This is a genomic window from Halomonas sp. HMF6819 (assembly GCF_044335525.1).
Lineage (GTDB): Bacteria > Pseudomonadota > Gammaproteobacteria > Pseudomonadales > Halomonadaceae > Vreelandella.
The window spans coordinates 907,172-922,418 of record NZ_JBIQVY010000001.1; the positions used below are offsets into that span (position 1 = coordinate 907,172).

The following is a 15,247-nucleotide window of genomic DNA, read 5'->3' on the forward strand; positions in this document are numbered from 1 at the left end:
CATGGTCACCCCTTTTCATACCTCGACGACGCTTTCGGGGCTCATTGCGGCGCTGATTCGCCACGACGGCTTTAACGCCACGCCGCTGGAGCAGGTGTCGCTTTTGTATCTTGGCCGCCACCAGCCGCGCACGCCGCTGATGTACGAGCCCAGCCTGATCGTGATCGCTCAGGGGCGTAAGACCGGCTATCTGGGCGACCGTGAAATCCACTACGATCCGGGGCAGTACCTGGTGCAAACGCTGCCGCTGCCCTTCGAGTGTGAAACCTACGCAAGCTCCACGGCGCCGCTTTTGGGCGTGTCGATCAAGCTCGACCCGGCGCTTCTGGGCGAACTGACCAGCGCCATGGGTCAACCTGCGCCGGTCGAGGCGTTTCCTCAGCCCATGGCGTCGGTGGCAATGAGCGCGACCATGCAGGGCGCCATTATTAGGCTGGCCGAAACGCTGGGGGATACGGGAGCGTGCCGAGCGATGGGCGCGGCGCGCATTCGCGAGGTCGTGTTCGAGGCGCTCAACGGCGAGCAGGGCCCGGCGCTGCGCGCGCTGGTGCAAGGCCACGGGCATTACGGGCGTATCGTGCAGGCATTGTCGACGCTGCACGACCATTTCGACCAGGAGGTGAGCGTCGAGGCGCTGGCGCGGCGGGTGAACATGTCCGGGTCGGCGTTTCATCAGCACTTCAAGCAGATCACACGCACCTCGCCCGGTCAGTACGTCAAACGCCTGCGCTTGTTGAAAGCGCAGGCGCTACTGGCCGGCCAGAGTCATAACGTCAACCAGACGGCGCTCGCGGTGGGCTATCGCAGCGCCGCCCAGTTCAGCCGCGACTACAAACGCTACTTCGGTCATACGCCGTTGGCGCACCGCCAGCGAGAACGCCAAACCTGAGCGCGGCCCTATTTAGCGAAAATCTGGCTCTTGTCCTTGAAGGCCTTGAACTCGAGGGCATTGCCGCAGGGGTCGAGCAGAAACATGGTGGCCTGCTCGCCGACCTGACCCTTGAAGCGCACGTAGGGCTCGATGACGAACTCGATACCCTGGTTTTTCAGCCGCTCGGCCAGCGTTTCCCACTCGTCCCACTCCAGCAGCACGCCGAAGTGCGGCACCGGTACATCGTGGCCGTCCACCGGGTTGGTGTGGGCGTTCTCCTGGCCCGGGGTTTTCGGATGGCCGTGAATGACCAGCTGATGGCCGAAGAAGTTGAAGTCTACCCAGTTGTCGCTGAAGCGGCCCTCTTCGAGACCGAACACGTCGTTATAAAACGCGCGTGCCAGCGGCACGTCATAAACAGGAATGGCGAGATGAAAGGGGGAAAGGCTCATGGCAGGCTCCTTTATAAGGTCATGAGTGCGTCGATTGCGCGTAAAATCCATGCTAGGCCGCTTTATGCCAAAATAAAATCAATATTTTTTTGCCCGATTCACAATAAGGATTGATCAATGATCCGCGAACTCACAACGCTTTTGGCGGTGGCCCAAGAAGGTACGTTCGCCGGCGCCGCGCAAAGGATCGGCCTGACCCAGGCCGGCGTTAGCGCCCAGATCAAGCGGCTCGAGGAGCATTTAGGGGTAGCGCTGTTCGAGCGCCAGGGGCGAAATTCCCAACTTACTCATCAGGGCCAGGAAGTGCTGAGCCAAGCGCAGGAGCTGATCGCCCTTTACGGCCAGCTCGGCCTTGCCGGCGAGCGAGCCGAGACGCAAACCGTGGCCATCGGGGCGATCGCCTCGATGCAGCGGCTGATTCTGCCCCAAGCACTGGCCCGCTTTCACCAGGCCCACCCCGCGTGTAAAACCCGCGTGCTGCCCGGACTCTCCATGGCGCTGTTGGATCAGGTGGACGCCGGCGAGCTCGATATGGCGATCATCATTCGCCCGCCCTTCGCGCTGCACCGCGGCCTTTACTGGCACACCCTGGCACAAGAGCCGTTTCAGCTGCTGGTGCCTGCCGGAATCGAAGGCGATGATTGGCGCGCCCTGCTCACCCGCCACCCGTTTATCCGCTACGAGCGGACGTCGTTTGGCGGGCGCCAAGTAGAGCGCTTTCTGCGCGAGCAGCACTGCCAGGTGGAAGACGTGTGCGAGGTGGACGAACTCGACGCTATCGTTGCGCTGGTGGCAAGCGGCGTCGGCGTGGCGCTACTGCCCGCCTCGAAATCGCTGACGCGCTGGCCCGCTAAAGTGCGCGCAATCGAATTGCCTGCGCCGGACTTCTATCGAGAGATTGGCCTGGTCCACCGCGGCGCCGGGCTCTCCACGCCCAGCGCCCGGGCGCTGGCCGATATACTGGTCGCCGGCGCCGCCGCCACGTAAGCTTTTGGCTATTAACTTCCCCACCGGTCAATCACGACCAATACGGAGCGCGCTGTGAACCCGGAAGATCTGGAAAAACTCGTTACCTACCCCATGCCGTTTGGCAAATACCAGGGCTGGCTCATCGCCGACCTGCCGGGACCTTATTTGAACTGGTTCGCGCGGGAAGGCTTTCCCAACGGTGAGATCGGTACGCTACTAGCGCTGATGCACGAGATCGACCACAACGGCCTGAGCGAGCTTTTGACGCCACTTCGAGAGCGCCCAGCCGTTTCACATGGCCGCTAGCGGTTAGCCAATGCCTGCGCAAACTCGTCGCGGTAGGCGTCCTGCTGAAGAGAAAAATCTGAAGGAAAGCGCTCGAGCGTGCGCGCCAGCTCGAAAAAACCCTGGCCGGGCACGGCGTCGCGCCGGCTTACAACGAGAGCGGCGATAAAGGGCCGACCGCTGGCCGCGTCTTCATGCATGAGCGCTTCAAGGGCCTGGGTGACCCGAGCAATGGTGCGCGGCGGCTCGAGCCCGAGCGCCGTGGCGACCTGTTGATAGGTTAGCGGCAGCGCGCTTGCCGGGGTAGCTGTCAGCAGGGTTCTAACCGCAGCGGTCAGCGAATCGGATGATGCCATGGTCTACTCCAGGTGCTAAACGGGCAGATGAAGGATGGCATGGCGCAGACGATGCTCGTCACACCAGAGTTTTCCAAGCGTCAGCGGAAGCTTGAAGCGGCGCTTGCCCGCCGCGCCCGGGTTGAACAGCAAACGGCCACCGCGCCATGCGTGAAACGGCTTGTGCGAGTGGCCGTGAAGCACCGCGTCACAAGCGGTGGCCTCATTGAAATCCTCGAGCCGATGCACCAGGTGCAGGCGCCAGCCATTGACCTCGAGGTTTTCCGTCATGGGCAGCCGCCCAGCCCACGGGGCGGTGTCGATATTGCCGCGAACCGTGTACACCGGCGCAAGCGCTTGTAGGCGCTCGAGGATCGTTTCGTGCTCGGGTTTATGGCCCACGTCGCCCAAGTGCAGAATCAGCCCGCAATCGTCGAGCAGCCTAAGCGCTTCGTCGCGCAACAGCCCGTGGGTATCGCTGATCACCCCGACCGGGGCGTCGAGTTTCACCCACGCCTACCCGAGAAGCTCGCCGATGGAGCGCTCGCCGTTCAAGAGCGTTACCGAGCGATTCTCGAGCGCCGGGTGCTGACTAACGTGAACGAGGGCATAGGCCACATCCGCCCGGGTGATCGAACCGCTCGGGGAGTCCTCTTTTGAGTCGGTGAACCCGTGGGTCGGTGCCTCATCAGTGAGCGGGCCGGGCTTCAATATCACGTAGGGCAGCCCGGAATTTTCCAGGTAGCGGTCGGCGGCGAGCTTGGCGGCCATGTAAGGGCGCATTTTCTCCGGGGCCTCCAGCGGCTTCTCAGCGCGAATGGCGCTGACCATTAAAAAGCGCTTTAGGCCCTTCTCCTTGGCGATATCCACGGTGCGCATCGCGCCGTGCAGATCGATCAACAGCGTTTTGTCCGGGCCGGTGTGGGGCCCGGAGCCCGCGGTGAAAACCACTTCGCTGCAGCCATCGAAGGCGTGGGCCATCTCGCCTTCCAGATCGCCGATGACCACGTCGATGCCGCGCTCGGTAAACCAGGCGGCTTGGTCCTCACGGCGCACCATGGCTCTCACGGCGATGCCGTTACTGTGCGCCTGCTGGCAGTACTGCTTGCCGATCTGGCCGTTCGCGCCGACTACGAGTGTCGTCATGGTGCCTCCCTGGCGTTTGCCTGAAGATGTTGATTTAAGCGCTGATGCTTGCCTATAGCCGTGTAAATGCCGGCGCCGAACGCTGAATTCAACCCGGCCGCTCGATCACGAAGCGGTCGGTGATGCGCACGTAGTCGTTGCCCGCCAGCCGCCCGGTCGGCTTGAGCGTTTCCATGTCGACGTGGCGGCCGTCCCAAATGTTTTCGTCCACGTAGATGCTCTCGATGCGCGCCAGCACCAGCGACCCGGCCAATGGGTTGTCGCCAAAGCGCACGATATCGAACAGCTTGCAGCCAAATGCGACGGGCGCGGCCTTGATACGCGGTACGCTGAGCCCCGGCATGTCGGCCTTTTCGAGCCCGGCGTGCTCGAACTCGTCTTCACCGGCACCCAGGGTGGCACTGGTAGCGTTGAGCGCCTCAATCAAATCTTCGCTGCCGACGTGCACCACGCACTCGCCCACTGCGTCGAGGTTGTTCACCGTGTCCTTGGCCTTGCCCTCGCCATCCAGAAGCGGCGAAAACGCCAGCACCGGCGGGTCGATGCTGGCGACGTTGAAAAACGAAAACGGCGCCAGGTTGGCCCGGCCTTCGGCATCGCGGGTAGCGACCCAGGCGATCGGGCGCGGGCAAACGGTGCCGGATAACAGCCGGTAAATCTTGCCCGCGCTCAGCTCGTTATCATCGATCGCGTAGTGTGGCATTGCATGCTCTCCGGTAAAGCTCGTTGACCAAGTCTCGTTGAATGAGGCTCGTTGAGTAACGCAAATCGCGTCTTGAAAACCGTTTCAAGATAGCAGGTGATCAAAACCGCGAATAATCCGACCCAGCGACTGTGTTTTAATGGCGCTATATCAATGAACGATTCAGGGAGCCCTCATGCTGACGCTTTCCAACAACGTGACGCTTGCGGACTGGGAGATCACGCTCACCCAGATTCGCGCTCAGGGCGCCGGCGGGCAGAACGTCAACAAGGTCGCCTCTGCGGTGCATCTACGCTTCGATATCCAGAGCTCGACCTTGCCGGCGATCTACAAGGAGCGGCTGATGGCGTACTCGGATCAGCGCATCAGCAAAGAGGGCGTGATCATCATCAAGGCCCAGAGCCACCGCACGCTGGAGCTTAACAAGGAGGATGCGCTGAACCGGCTCAAGGCATTGATTCTGGAAGCGGTCACGCCGCGCAAGGCGCGCCGCCCTACTAAACCGAGCAAGGGTGCCAAGCGCCGCCGAGTGGATAATAAAACGCGCAAGGGCGCGGTCAAATCGCTGCGGGGGAAAGTATCGCACTAACGCGCTTTTGACCTCGATGGGCAGCGGTGCGCCGCAACACCGGCGCTCGCAAGTGACCCGGGGCGGGGGTCTTTCGCCAGGGAAGGCGAAAGTAGCGTACAGGGAGGTATTCACAGCGCCCCCGCCCCGTGTGGCTTGCGAGCCCACAGACGTTAATCATAACGCCAAGCGATGCGATCAGTTCATTGGCCTCAATGCCGGTCACTTAGAATATGGTGCAGCCCGCCACAGGCCACCATGGGGTCGTCGCAGTTGATGACGATGCGCGACTCGGCCAGCACGTAGCTGCGCCCGGTGATGGTGTTCTCGACCACCTGATACGCCCCCTCCTGATGCGTGCCGCTAAAGGTGCCGATGAAGCCGGTTTCGCGCAGCGACACCGTTTCGAGCCTATCGCCCACGTTGAGCCGCCCCTCGAAGTTCATTAGCGCAAGCCTGGCCGAGGTGCCGGTGCCGGTGGTGCTTCGGCAAATCACGCCAGGATGCACGTAGGTCGCCGAGCGCGAGCGAATGTAGTCGTCGGCGACCGGCTCTTCGGGCCCCATGAAGTGCAGAAACGGCAGCGGCCCCACGTCGCCCAGGGTGTAGTGGGAGAAGCCGCGCTTGGCCTTGATCGCCTCGACGATCTTGTAAGCACAGGCGGCAAGCTTCGCCTCCTCCTCGCGAACCAGTTTGAAGCCGAGCGCCTCGGCGTCGACCAGCGCGTAGAAGCCGCCGCTGTAGGCGATCGAAAACGTCACCTCTCCAATGCCCGGCACGGCAATGGTCTCGCGGTAGGTATCGATATAGCTTGGCAGCCCCTCACAGGTGACCCACTCTACTACGCCGTCCCGAACCAGCGCCTCGATCTGAACGAGCCCCGCCGGCGCCTCGAGCTTGAAGCGCTGAAGGCCCTCCCGCTTGGGCACCAGGCCGCTTTCGAGCACCGCCGTGGCGGTACACAGCGTGTTCGAACCGGAGTAGATGGGATAGCCCATCACCTCCATGATGATGTAGCCCGCCACCGCCTCCGGGTGCGTGGCGGGCACGATCAGATCCACCGACATCTCGGGAATGCCGTAGGGCTCACCCAGCAATAGCTGACGCAGGCCGTCGGCGTCGTCGCGCAGGTACTCCATTTGCGCGCGTACGGTGTCCCCAGGCAGCGCATCGATGCCGCCGGTGACGATCCGGCTGACGTCGCCGCCGGCGTGGGTGTCCATCAGCGCGATGGTATGGCGATTTTTCACGGGCGGCTCCGGTCAGTGAGTAAAGGCAGTGAGGGAGGTGATCGAACGTCGTTACTCTCGAAATCGCTACTTTCGAAATCGTTACTTTCGATCGAGCGCGTAGGCCGCGCCGTGGGCGTCCCACTGGGCGTCGGGCACGATCACGACCTTGCCAAGGTAGTCGCTCCCGCGGCTGACGAAGTAGCGCTCGGCGTCGTGAAGCTTCGAGAGCTTGAACGCGGCGTGCAGCACCGGCTTGAGCGCGCCGCTTTCGATCCAGTCCATCAGTTGGGCCGCCTCCTCCCGGGTGCCATGGGAGACGCCGAAGATCTGCACCTGATAGAGATAGATCCGCGTCCACATGATCTCGCTCACGTTGCCGCCGCTGGCGCCGGCGATCGAGAGCCTGGGGTAGGTGGAGCGTGCGCTCATGTCGGCAATCATGGTGTCGATGAACCGGTCGGTCATCTCGCCGCCGACCAGATCCATCACCGCGTCGATCGGCGCACCGCCGGTGGCCTCGAGCACGCGCTCGACGAAAGAATCGAGATCGCTTCGGTCGATCACTGCCTCGGCGCCGAGTGCTAAAAGCGCTTGCGCCTTGTCCGGTTGGCTGACGGCGAAGGGCACCGCGCCGACGACCCGGCAGAGCTGAATCAGCGCGGTGCCCACGCCGCCGCTGGCGCCGCTGACCAGTACGCACTCGCCCGCGCGCACGCCTGCGGCGGTCATCATGTGATAGGCGGTCTGGTACGAGCACATACCCATGGCGGCAAGCTCGGCGTCGTCGAGCGCCGGGTTAGGGATGTGATAGAACTGATCGGAAGGAACGGCAACGTACTCGGCAAAGCCGCCGTCGGCGCCGTGGCCATAGTAGTCCGGCGCCAGGTTGATGTCGGCACGGGCGTCCGGGTAGAGGTTGAAGTCCAAAAGCCCGCGCTCGCCAAGGCGCGCCTCGCTGACACCTTCGCCCACGGCCACCACCCGCCCGGCGATGTCCGCACCCTGAATGCGCGGAAAGGTCAGCGTCGGCGTCCCGCCCATGGCAAAAGAGGTCACCTCTTCCTTGCCTTTGGTCGGGTAGAGGCCTTCTCGCGCCTTGCGGTCGGTGTTGTTCTTGGCCGTGGCGGTGACCTGCACCAGCACTTGGCCGGGGCCCGGGCGCGGGGTCGTCACGCCCTCGCGGTACTCGAGTTTTTCGACATCCCCGTGCCCGGTCAAGAGCATCGCCGCCATGGTATCGGGAACGGTTGAGCGCGCGTTGACCATAAAAGGTCTCCTGTCTCGGTACGTGAGGTGGGGTTGAATGACCATATCAAACTTTCCACCCCGCTCAATCCCCCGGCCGGACCATTATTTAACCCAAGTCAAAACCACTTCTTGCGCTGGAAGTACCAGATCAGCATGCCGGCGATGAAGAGCATCAGCGCCCAGACGAAGAAGTAGCCGTAGCGCCAGCCAAGCTCCGGCATGTTCTCGAAGTTCATGCCGTAGATACCGGCGATGAAGGTCAGCGGCACGAAAATCGCGGTGATCACCGTCAGTATTCGCATGGTGATGTTCAGCTGGTGCGAGGAGATCGAGATGTAGCCGTCGACCAGGTCGCCGCAGATGTCGTAGTACATCTGGGTCAGGGTGTAGAGGCGCTCGAAGCGCTCGGCCACGTCGTTGATCGCGTGCAGGGTTTCGCTTTGATCCCGCGGCAGGTGCTCGTAATCGTAGGCGGTCAGCTCCTGGGTGATGCCCTTGTGGTAGCTGAATATGCGCCGCATTTTGACCAACTTTGAGCGATAGCTGATGATCTTGCGCATCAGCACGTCGTTGCCGTCTTCCAAAAGCGCGTCTTCCAGATCGCTCAGCGCGGTCTCGAACTCCAGCAGGCTGTCACTGTAAAACCCGGCGGAGGTGTACATCACTCTGAGCGCCGCGCGCTCCGGCGACTGCGCCAGCAGCGCATGGCCCTGGGCGTTGAAAAGCCGCTCGACGCTCATCGCCTCGCCCGGATGCAGGGTGATCAAAAACCGCTCGCCGATGAAAAACGCGATCTGCTGAGGCACAAAGTTGAGCTCGGCATCGAAGGACGAAATGCCGCGGTAGATGATTAGCGTATGGTGCTCGAACTCCTCGATCTTCGGTGGATGGCGATCCTTGTGGGCGTCCTGAATGGCCAGCGGGTGGCACTCGAAACGCTCCAGCAGGCCGCGCTCGACCTCTTGGGTTTCGCCCTGAAGATCGATCCAGATATGGCTATCCGGGTTACTGCGCCACTGCTCGATGAGCTCTTCGCCGCCGACCAAGAGCGCGCTGCCCGGCGTCGTCAACATGGTGCGAATCATCGCCTGGTCTTCCTTAAAACGTTTAAAACCTTGCCGTTGCGGGCCCTAGAGGCTGAATACTTTAGCCTACGTTGAATTAAAGCGTTAACGCGACCGACAATAATTAATGCTAACCCGGCAAAAAAGCCATACTTTTATATCAGACGCTCACCACGAGGAAACACCATGAATCAGACCGAGGCCAAGGAACATGTGCAAGGCCGACTGCACGCGCTGTTTGCCGACCCCTACCGTGCCTTCGACAACGATATCCCCGAACGCGAGCTGCATATCAAGGTCGCGCTCTACGTGCTGCTCGCCCGCCCCATCGCGCGGGGGTTGGTAACGCTTAGAATCGTCCACGGCTGGGAAAACGGCAACGACGACCCGGCGGCACTCGCCCATATCGACTACCCCCTGGCCTCGCTCGATGACTTTCGCGCGGCGGCGAGCGGCTTTAAGGGCGCCCGCCCACCTGCGCCTTCAAACGCCGGCGCCCTGCTGGCCGAGCCGTTGGCCGACGCGTTGACCCATGCCCGTGAGCAAGGACTCACCCTAGAGCCGGGCATCGAGCGGGCCCCGGCGCGCTGGCCGGCGTTCGAAGGCGGGCTCACGCTTTATACTCAGTTCAAGATGTATCACCGCCTGGTCTACGGCGAAGACGACAGCTACCGCTGCTCACTGTGCCAAACGGCGCAGGGAGCGCGTGAGATTCACGAATTTCATCTCGAGGAGGGAGAGTTCGCGCTGCTCGCCCCGCAAAAGAGCGAAGCGTACAGCGCGAAGACGCTGCTGATTCTGCACGAAAGCCAGCTCGATCAGATCGAGCGGCTTTTCGAGCAGTGCCTGCCGCTGGCAGACGATTAAGCGTGTTTTCGCCCGGCAGACGTTAGCCGAGCGAAATGGTGCTGTTGATGCCGCCGGAGACGTTTTCTGGCTCGAACCAGCGGGCGGTGACGGTTTTGGTCTGCGTCCAGAACGCGATCGCCTGTTTACCGTTAGGGCCCAAATCGCCCAGTTTCGAACCTCTGGAGCCGGTGAAACTGAAGTACGCCACCGGCACCGGAATCGGCACGTTGATACCGATCTGACCGACATCGATATCGGTCTCAAAACGCCGGGCCACCCAGCCGGAGCTGGTGAAGATCGAGGTGCCGTTGCCGTTGGGGTTGGCGTTGATGAACGCGATCGCCTCCTCCAGGGTGGCCACGTTGACCACGCACAGCACCGGGCCAAAAATCTCTTCCTGATAGATACGCATCTCTGCGGTCACGTCAGAAAAGAGTGTCGGGCCGACGAAGTTGCCTTCCGGGTAGCCTTCCACCGCGTAGCCGCGCCCGTCGAGTTTGAGCGTGGCGCCTTCACGCTCGCCTTGCTCTATTAGCCCTTCGACCCGCGCTTTTGCCTGGGGCGATACCAGCGGGCCGAGATCCGCGTCGCGCTCGGTACCGGGGCCTACGCGCATGTTGCGCGCGCCGTCGACGAGCTCGTCGAGCCAGGCCTGGGCCTCGCCGACGAGTACCACCACCGAGTTGGCCATGCAGCGCTGACCCGCCGCGCCAAAGGCGGAGCCCAACAGGCTATTGATCGCCTGGCTCTTGTTGGCATCGGGCATCACCACGCAGTGGTTTTTTGCCCCCATCATCGCCTGCATGCGCTTGCCCGCCTTCGCCGCCCGCTCGTACAAAAGCCCGCCGACGTGAGAGGAGCCGATGAACGACAGCGCCTTGATGCTCGGGTGATCGGCGATCAAATTGGCCACTTCCGGCCCGCCGTGCACCACGTTGAGCACGCCCGGCGGTACGCCGGCCTCATGGGCGAGTTCGACCAAACGCATGGTGGAGCTCGGGTCCTGTTCAGACGGCTTCAACACGAAGGTGTTGCCAGTGGCGATCGCCAGCGGAAACATGAAGCACGGCAGCATGATCGGAAAGTTGAACGCGGTGATACCCGCGCCGACGCCGAGCGGCTGGTGCATGGTGTACACATCCACTTCGTTGGCCGCGTTCTCGGCCAGCTCGCCCAACTGAAGCGAGGTGATCGAACAGGCGTGCTCCACGACCTCGAGCCCGCGGCCGACCTCGCCTTCGGCGTCCGGCAGGGTTTTGCCGTGCTCCTCGGTGATCAGTGCGGCAAGCTCGCCAGTGTGCTCGCGAATCAGCGCGGCGAGTTTCATCATGATGCGCATGCGCTTGTTCAGCGGTGTCTTGCGCCATTCAGTAAAGGCCCGTTGCGCGCTTTCGATGGCGCGCTCGACCTCATCATGGGTGCAAAACGGCACGCGGGCCACGACCTCTTGGGTCGCCGGATTCACTACGTCGCGCCACTCGCTGCTTTGCGAGGTGACGGCGGCGCCGTCGATGTACAGGGGGATATCGCGTAGAGCCACAGCGTCTCTCCTTGGCTTTTATTATTGCTTTATCGAAGGTAAGCGTACCGGCCAAGATATAGCAGCAAGTTGACGTAAACGTCAATTAACCCTGATGGCCTGAAGGAGCTCGTGCGCGCCATAGCGGCTTTACCCGGGCCCGACTATGCTGCGAGGTACTGCTTGCGAAGTACTGCGCGCCTTGTAAAAGGACGTCATCCAGGCGCGGGAGAAAGAGTAAAAGGTCGTTACCAGGAGGTACTCATGCAGACCTTTAGCTGTGGCTGTGGTAATCCGCTGTTTTTCGAAAATACGCGCTGTGTCGCCTGCGACTCCGAGGTCGGTTGGTGCCCGTCGTGCCGCGCCATCGTGGCGCTCGACCCGCTTGAACAGGGCGGCTACCAGTGCACGACCGCCGGCTGCGACGCGCACCTGGCCAAGTGCCATAACTACGCCGTCGAGAACGTTTGTAATCGCATGGTGGTGACCGCCACGGTAGAGGATCCGCCGATGGATGAGGCATCCGGCAACGGCTTCAAGAGCACTGCCTCAAACGGCGATACCACCGGTACCGACGTACTCGGCAGCGATCCGCTGTGCGACTGCTGCCGCCACAACGACATGATTCCGGATCTTGGCGTCGAGGGTAGCCGCGAGCGCTGGGCCGCACTGGAGGCGGCCAAGCGACGGCTTTTCTACACGCTGGATCTCTTGAAACTGCCCCACGGCGCCACGCCCCAGGAGACCCATGTGCCGCTGCGCTTTTCGTTCATGGCCGACGCCCTGCCCGACCAGGGGCTATGGCGTTCGGTCGCCGGCCAGCAGAAGGTGTACACCGGCCATGCCAGCGGGCTGATTACCATTAACGTGAAAGAGGCGGACGCGGTCGAGCGCGAGCGCCTGCGGGTGGACATGAACGAATCCCACCGCACGCTGATCGGCCATTTCCGCCACGAAGTGGGCCACTACTACTGGGATCTACTGGTGAAGGATCAGGATGAGCAGGCGTGCAAGGCGGTCTTTGGCGATCATGAAAACCCGACCTACAGCGAAGCGCTGGAGCAGTACTACCAGCAGGGGGCGCCCCAGGACTGGGCCGAGCGCCACATTTCCGCTTACTCCACCATGCACGCCTGGGAGGATTTCGCCGAAAGCTTCGCCTACTACCTGGATATGGTGTCGGTGCTCGATACCGCGCTTCACATCGGTCTTTCCCGCGCCGAGTACGACGGCACGCTGGACAGCATGCTGCTGGCCTATCACCAAGTGGGCCAGGCCGTGAACGAGCTCAACCGAGACATGGGGCTTTTGGATTTGGCCCCGGCAGTACTCGCCCCGCCAGTGCGTGAAAAGCTCGACTACCTGCACGCGCTGATCGCGCGTGCAGGCACCCAGCAGCCCACGCCGCCTACCGACTAGTCGTTATCCTGTTCCCCGCTGAAGCTGCCTTGCGACTGGCTTTGGGTGACACGGGGAACGTCTTCACTGTTGACGAAGTAGGTGGTGCTGAGCGTGTCGTGAATTTTGGCAAAGCCCACCTGCAGCTCGTCGACGAAAGCGTGCAGCTTGCTCGGCGAGTGGGCGAGCGCCTGAATATCGGCGTCGACCACGTCCGCGCGCACCAGCGATACCGTCGCCACCACCCGGTCCTGGCGCGGCAGCCACTGAAGTTCGTGGGCCAAAATCTCCAGGCTGCAGGCGATCGCCCGCGGTAAATGGCTATCCTGAAGCAGAAAACGCAGCACGTCCGGACCACGCACGCGCAGGCGCACCTGCTGGCGATACATCTGGTAAGCGGTCAGCGATTTGAGCACGCTCATCCACTGAAGGTTCTCGAAGGGCAGAAGCTCCTCCGGGTTTTGCGGCAACAGACTCGCCGAGCGCACGTCGAGAATCCGCGTGGTCATATCGGCGCGCTCGAGCTGGCGGCCCAGTTGAATGAAGGTGCGCGCCGGGCCATAGCTCAGCGTGCCTTCGATCAGCCCGGTCAGGGTTTGGCAGCTTCGAATCACGTTCTTCAAAAAGGTGTCGCGCCGGCGCGGGCTGACGCCGTTTTCGGCGTGATCCGCCACGCTCAGATAAAGGTGATTCACCTCCTCCCAAATCTCGCGCGGCACCACGTCGCGGGTGGTGCGCAGGTTCTCCCGGGCGCTGGCGAGCGCAGCGAGAATGGAGCTTGGATTTTCGGTATCGGCGCAGAGAAAATGCACCACCGCCTGCTCGTCGAAGTGATCGAAACGCGCGCGGTACTGCTCGAGCGTACCAGTCATTTCAATCAATGGCGCCCAGCCCAGCGGCAGGTTGCGCGGCAAATCGAGCATCAGATGGCTATTGACGCTCAAAAGCCGCGCGGTATCCTCGGCGCGCTCGATGTAGCGCGCCATCCAGTAAAGATTTTCAGCGACCCGTGACAGCATGGCTCAATCCCCCTTTTGATCGGCGTGGGCCGGGTCGAGCTCGTCGACCTCGACGATCCAGGTATCCTTGCTCCCTCCACCCTGGGAGGAGTTGACCACGAGCGACCCTTCCACCAGCGCGACCCGCGTAAGCCCTCCGGTGGTCACGTGGATGTCCGGGCCGGAGAGAATGAACGGGCGCAGGTCGACGTGGCGCGGCTGCGGAAGCCCGCCGGCAAGCGTCGGCGTGGTGGACAGCGCAAGCGTTGGCTGCGCCATGTAGTTGCGCGGGTTGGCGCGAATCAGCTCGGCGAACTCCTCGCGCGTCTCCTTGGTCGAGCGCGGGCCGATCAGCATGCCATAGCCGCCGGACTCGTTGGCTGGCTTGACCACCAGCTCGTCCAGATGCTCGAGCACGTAGTCGCGGTCCTTGTCGAACATGCACAGATAGCTCGGCACGTTGGGCAGAAGCGGCTCCTCGTCCAGGTAGTAGCGAATCAGCTCCGGCACGAAGGCGTATACCACTTTGTCGTCGGCCACGCCCGCCCCCGGGGCGTTGGCCAGCGCCACGTTGCCCGCCCGCCAGGCGCGCATCAGCCCGGCTACGCCGAGCTTCGATTCCGGGTTGAAGGCTTCCGGATCGAGAAACTCGTCGTCGACCCGGCGATAGATCACGTCCACCCGGCGACGTCCTTCCACCGTGCGCATGTAGACCACGTCCTTGTCGTCGACCAGCAGGTCGCTGCCCTGAACGAGCTCCACGCCCATCTGCTGGGCGAGATAAGCGTGCTCGAAGTAGGCGGAGTTGTAGATACCCGGGGTGAGCACAACCACCTGGGGGTCGTCGCCGGGTCGCGGCGACATCGCCGCCAGCATGTCGTAGAGCTGGGCGACATAGTCGTCCACCGGCAGGATCTTGTTCGAGGCGAAAAGCTCTGGCAGCACGCGTTTGGTCACGTTGCGGTTTTCGAGCATGTAGGAGACGCCGGAAGGAATACGCAGGTTATCTTCCAGCACGTAGAGCGTGCCGTCGCCGCCGCGCACCAGGTCCGACCCGCAGATGTGCGCCCAGACCTTGTGCGGCGGGTTGATCCCCACGCACTGCGGGCGAAAATTGACCGACTGCGCTAGCACCTCCGCCGGCAGCACCTTATCCTTGACCACTTTCTGGTCGTGGTAGAGGTCATCGATAAACAGGTTCAACGCCTGCACGCGCTGCTTGAGCCCGGCCTCGGTCTTGCGCCATTCGCTGGCCGAGATGATGCGCGGCACGATGTCGAAAGGCCAGGCGCGGTCGATCATCGCGCCTTCCGAGTACACCGTGAAGGTAATACCCATGGTACGAATGGCGATTTCAGCGGCGGTCTTGCGCTCGGCGAGCTCATCGGCGCTAAAGCGGGCAAGCATGTTGCAAAGCTCGAGCGCCGAGGCGCGGGGTTGGCCGGGCGCGGCGATGAGCTCGTCGAAAAAATCCCGGCAGGGGTAATGATTCCAGTTCACTTGGCTCATGGGGCGCTCTCCTGGCGCAGCGAAGGACCACGGGTCCGATAGCTTCAGTTTAGATCCTTCTTTTGTAATCGCACTCTAACGAGTAACGCTCTGTAAACGTT

17 protein-coding genes are annotated in these 15,247 nt (G+C 62.4%); 6 read left to right on the plus strand and 11 right to left on the minus strand.

Features of this window, described 5'->3' with window-relative positions; all coding sequences use genetic code 11:
• Position 1 precedes the first annotated feature (1 nt).
• The gene (locus ACGLWX_RS04115) at positions 2 to 889 is read left to right on the plus strand and encodes an AraC family transcriptional regulator N-terminal domain-containing protein (protein WP_396237549.1); all 888 of its coding nucleotides are present in this window, start codon (positions 2 to 4) and stop codon (positions 887 to 889) included.
• Positions 890 to 897: 8 nt separating this feature from the next.
• Here ACGLWX_RS04115 and ACGLWX_RS04120 read toward each other — a convergent pair whose 3' ends face one another.
• Positions 898 to 1,323 (minus strand): VOC family protein, encoded by a 426-nt coding sequence (locus ACGLWX_RS04120; RefSeq protein ID WP_396237551.1) that lies wholly within the window; start codon positions 1,321 to 1,323, stop codon positions 898 to 900.
• A 117-nt stretch (positions 1,324 to 1,440) separates the two neighbouring features.
• Between ACGLWX_RS04120 and ACGLWX_RS04125 the strand changes: the two genes are divergently transcribed.
• Both ACGLWX_RS04125 and ACGLWX_RS04130 read left to right on the plus strand, forming a co-directional pair.
• Complete coding sequence (locus ACGLWX_RS04125; RefSeq protein ID WP_396237553.1) at positions 1,441 to 2,310, plus strand: LysR family transcriptional regulator; 870 nt, start codon at positions 1,441 to 1,443, stop codon at positions 2,308 to 2,310.
• Positions 2,311 to 2,364: 54 nt separating this feature from the next.
• Positions 2,365 to 2,598 carry a DUF3820 family protein gene (locus tag ACGLWX_RS04130; RefSeq protein ID WP_252107128.1) on the plus strand — a complete coding sequence of 78 codons (234 nt, stop codon included), beginning with the start codon at positions 2,365 to 2,367 and terminating at the stop codon, positions 2,596 to 2,598.
• Here the strand turns inward: ACGLWX_RS04130 and ACGLWX_RS04135 are convergent.
• The 4 genes from ACGLWX_RS04135 to ACGLWX_RS04150 all read right to left on the minus strand — a co-directional run bounded on the left by ACGLWX_RS04135 (position 2,595) and on the right by ACGLWX_RS04150 (position 4,761).
• A complete protein-coding gene (locus tag ACGLWX_RS04135) occupies positions 2,595 to 2,933 on the minus strand; it encodes a hypothetical protein (protein WP_252107127.1) in 339 nt (112 codons plus the stop codon). The genes ACGLWX_RS04130 and ACGLWX_RS04135 overlap by 4 nt on opposite strands.
• Positions 2,934 to 2,948: 15 nt before the next feature.
• Positions 2,949 to 3,422 (minus strand): metallophosphoesterase family protein, encoded by a 474-nt coding sequence (locus ACGLWX_RS04140; protein WP_396237555.1) that lies wholly within the window; start codon positions 3,420 to 3,422, stop codon positions 2,949 to 2,951.
• Positions 3,423 to 3,428: 6 nt separating this feature from the next.
• On the minus strand, positions 3,429 to 4,058 hold the full coding sequence (locus tag ACGLWX_RS04145) for an SDR family oxidoreductase (protein WP_396237557.1): 630 nt from the start codon (positions 4,056 to 4,058) through the stop codon (positions 3,429 to 3,431).
• A gap of 88 nt (positions 4,059 to 4,146) precedes the next feature.
• A complete protein-coding gene (locus ACGLWX_RS04150) occupies positions 4,147 to 4,761 on the minus strand; it encodes a flavin reductase family protein (protein WP_396237559.1) in 615 nt (204 codons plus the stop codon).
• A 175-nt stretch (positions 4,762 to 4,936) separates the two neighbouring features.
• Between ACGLWX_RS04150 and arfB the strand changes: the two genes are divergently transcribed.
• Positions 4,937 to 5,350, plus strand: a complete 414-nt coding sequence (arfB, locus tag ACGLWX_RS04155; protein WP_252107123.1) for an alternative ribosome rescue aminoacyl-tRNA hydrolase ArfB — start codon at positions 4,937 to 4,939, stop codon at positions 5,348 to 5,350.
• A 191-nt stretch (positions 5,351 to 5,541) separates the two neighbouring features.
• On the opposite strand, the gene ACGLWX_RS04160 is transcribed toward arfB, so the two are convergent.
• The 3 genes from ACGLWX_RS04160 to corA all read right to left on the minus strand — a co-directional run bounded on the left by ACGLWX_RS04160 (position 5,542) and on the right by corA (position 8,894).
• Positions 5,542 to 6,579, minus strand: coding sequence for a proline racemase family protein (locus ACGLWX_RS04160; RefSeq protein WP_396237561.1), 1,038 nt, complete (start codon positions 6,577 to 6,579; stop codon positions 5,542 to 5,544).
• A gap of 81 nt (positions 6,580 to 6,660) precedes the next feature.
• A complete protein-coding gene (locus ACGLWX_RS04165; RefSeq protein WP_396237563.1) occupies positions 6,661 to 7,827 on the minus strand; it encodes a zinc-binding dehydrogenase in 1,167 nt (388 codons plus the stop codon).
• A 98-nt stretch (positions 7,828 to 7,925) separates the two neighbouring features.
• A complete protein-coding gene (gene corA / locus ACGLWX_RS04170) occupies positions 7,926 to 8,894 on the minus strand; it encodes a magnesium/cobalt transporter CorA (protein ID WP_396237565.1) in 969 nt (322 codons plus the stop codon).
• 165 nt (positions 8,895 to 9,059) lie between these two features.
• Here corA and ACGLWX_RS04175 point away from each other — a divergent pair, with 165 nt between their 5' ends.
• The gene (locus ACGLWX_RS04175) at positions 9,060 to 9,740 is read left to right on the plus strand and encodes a hypothetical protein (protein WP_396237567.1); all 681 of its coding nucleotides are present in this window, start codon (positions 9,060 to 9,062) and stop codon (positions 9,738 to 9,740) included.
• 22 nt (positions 9,741 to 9,762) lie between these two features.
• Here the strand turns inward: ACGLWX_RS04175 and ACGLWX_RS04180 are convergent, their stop codons facing one another.
• On the minus strand, positions 9,763 to 11,262 hold the full coding sequence (locus ACGLWX_RS04180; protein WP_396237569.1) for a CoA-acylating methylmalonate-semialdehyde dehydrogenase: 1,500 nt from the start codon (positions 11,260 to 11,262) through the stop codon (positions 9,763 to 9,765).
• Between the two features lie 243 nt (positions 11,263 to 11,505).
• Here ACGLWX_RS04180 and ACGLWX_RS04185 point away from each other — a divergent pair, with 243 nt between their 5' ends.
• Positions 11,506 to 12,660: a putative zinc-binding metallopeptidase gene (locus ACGLWX_RS04185; protein ID WP_396237571.1), complete on the plus strand. Its 1,155-nt coding sequence runs from the start codon at positions 11,506 to 11,508 to the stop codon at positions 12,658 to 12,660.
• On the opposite strand, the gene ACGLWX_RS04190 is transcribed toward ACGLWX_RS04185, so the two are convergent.
• Both ACGLWX_RS04190 and ACGLWX_RS04195 read right to left on the minus strand, forming a co-directional pair.
• The gene (locus ACGLWX_RS04190) at positions 12,657 to 13,658 is read right to left on the minus strand and encodes an alpha-E domain-containing protein (RefSeq protein WP_252107116.1); all 1,002 of its coding nucleotides are present in this window, start codon (positions 13,656 to 13,658) and stop codon (positions 12,657 to 12,659) included. The two genes, ACGLWX_RS04185 and ACGLWX_RS04190, sit on opposite strands and share 4 nt — an antisense overlap.
• A 3-nt stretch (positions 13,659 to 13,661) precedes the next feature.
• Complete coding sequence (locus ACGLWX_RS04195; RefSeq protein ID WP_252107115.1) at positions 13,662 to 15,146, minus strand: circularly permuted type 2 ATP-grasp protein; 1,485 nt, start codon at positions 15,144 to 15,146, stop codon at positions 13,662 to 13,664.
• Between the last annotated feature and the right edge of the window lie 101 nt (positions 15,147 to 15,247).

Excerpts from the sequence above, each read along its gene's own strand:
- ACGLWX_RS04115 (WP_396237549.1), top strand. The coding sequence starts at position 2 with ATGGTCACCCCTTTTCATACCTCGACGACGCTTTCGGGGCTCATTGCG.
- ACGLWX_RS04120 (WP_396237551.1), bottom strand. The coding sequence starts at position 1,323 with ATGAGCCTTTCCCCCTTTCATCTCGCCATTCCTGTTTATGACGTGCCG.
- ACGLWX_RS04125 (WP_396237553.1), top strand. The coding sequence starts at position 1,441 with ATGATCCGCGAACTCACAACGCTTTTGGCGGTGGCCCAAGAAGGTACG.
- ACGLWX_RS04135 (WP_252107127.1), bottom strand. The coding sequence starts at position 2,933 with ATGGCATCATCCGATTCGCTGACCGCTGCGGTTAGAACCCTGCTGACA.
- ACGLWX_RS04145 (WP_396237557.1), bottom strand. The coding sequence starts at position 4,058 with ATGACGACACTCGTAGTCGGCGCGAACGGCCAGATCGGCAAGCAGTAC.
- ACGLWX_RS04150 (WP_396237559.1), bottom strand. The coding sequence starts at position 4,761 with ATGCCACACTACGCGATCGATGATAACGAGCTGAGCGCGGGCAAGATT.
- arfB (WP_252107123.1), top strand. The coding sequence starts at position 4,937 with ATGCTGACGCTTTCCAACAACGTGACGCTTGCGGACTGGGAGATCACG.
- ACGLWX_RS04165 (WP_396237563.1), bottom strand. The coding sequence starts at position 7,827 with ATGGTCAACGCGCGCTCAACCGTTCCCGATACCATGGCGGCGATGCTC.
- corA (WP_396237565.1), bottom strand. The coding sequence starts at position 8,894 with ATGATTCGCACCATGTTGACGACGCCGGGCAGCGCGCTCTTGGTCGGC.
- ACGLWX_RS04175 (WP_396237567.1), top strand. The coding sequence starts at position 9,060 with ATGAATCAGACCGAGGCCAAGGAACATGTGCAAGGCCGACTGCACGCG.
- ACGLWX_RS04185 (WP_396237571.1), top strand. The coding sequence starts at position 11,506 with ATGCAGACCTTTAGCTGTGGCTGTGGTAATCCGCTGTTTTTCGAAAAT.
- ACGLWX_RS04190 (WP_252107116.1), bottom strand. The coding sequence starts at position 13,658 with ATGCTGTCACGGGTCGCTGAAAATCTTTACTGGATGGCGCGCTACATC.
- ACGLWX_RS04195 (WP_252107115.1), bottom strand. The coding sequence starts at position 15,146 with ATGAGCCAAGTGAACTGGAATCATTACCCCTGCCGGGATTTTTTCGAC.